The sequence below is a fragment of the Wolbachia endosymbiont of Drosophila barbarae genome (assembly GCF_044752445.1).
In the GTDB taxonomy this organism is placed as follows: Bacteria; Pseudomonadota; Alphaproteobacteria; order Rickettsiales; family Anaplasmataceae; genus Wolbachia; species Wolbachia pipientis.
Genome location: NZ_JBIXJM010000083.1, coordinates 1 through 935 on the forward strand (window position 1 = coordinate 1; position 935 = coordinate 935).

Consider the following 935-nt stretch of genomic DNA (forward strand, 5'->3'; position numbering starts at 1 on the left):
TTTAAAGCAGATAATAACCCCAGGGCTTCTTTTGCCTTTTTTTTCATTTGGTAAATTTCTTAAATATTTATGGCTAAACGACAATCGTCATCCCGCTACTTGTTAGCGGGATCTAGAGATACCGCGGCGGTATGACGTAGGGAAACCTTTCTTGGGTTAGCTATAAAACTAATCAGCATCTTGTTTAGCACATATAAATTAAGTTTCACAAATATAGTGCTAAACCTTGAAAATATGTTATAGCTACTTCTTCCAATTTAGTGGTGGGTTTTGACAGTACACATGTTATTTTACTAGCTACCAACTCAAGTGTCACAGAAGTTGCAATCACTGCATTTATATTCTGTACTTTAACATTTACTCTACTTTCTATTAGAGGCTTTACCCCCCTTACATCATTACGTACAGCAGTATGATTTATTTCATTTTCAATTCCACTACTATGCTGCAACAAGATATCCCCATTAACTTTTATTTCAACATTTTTGTCACTACTACCATTGTTAAAATTTAATCCCTCATCTCTTCTACTTTGTCTTTTTTCTTTTAATTTTAATTCAGTTTCTCTTTTATCAAGGGTAGGAAATGGGATGTGAGTTTTTTCCTGACCATCTTGATTTATAGCTCTTGTTGTATTAAAAGCTTCGTTGCTTTTGCATGATATTGTATAAGTAAGTGGTGTGTAGATTTTTTCTTCACTATCTGGATATTTTATAGTTATTGTTGCATTAAGAATGTCTTTCAGAATATCATTTTCTCTAGCTATGTCTAAAATTTTTTGAATAACTTTGCGATCATGTAATGCGGCAAGTAACTTATCAGTTACTTTTTGATTATTTTTATGTTTTATGGTTATTGTTGTGTTAAGAATGTCTTTCAGAATACCGTTTTCTTTAGCTACTCTTAACATTTTCTCAACAGCTATACTATCTTTA

1 protein-coding gene is annotated in these 935 nt (G+C 31.9%); it reads right to left on the bottom strand.

Annotated elements, in window-relative coordinates; genetic code table 11:
* Window positions 1-205: 205 nt before the first annotated feature.
* On the bottom strand, window positions 206-935 hold a 730-nt coding region (locus ACIPNH_RS01130; protein WP_458695310.1), incomplete at its 5' end, for a WD_0033/WD_0034 family tandem repeat-containing protein.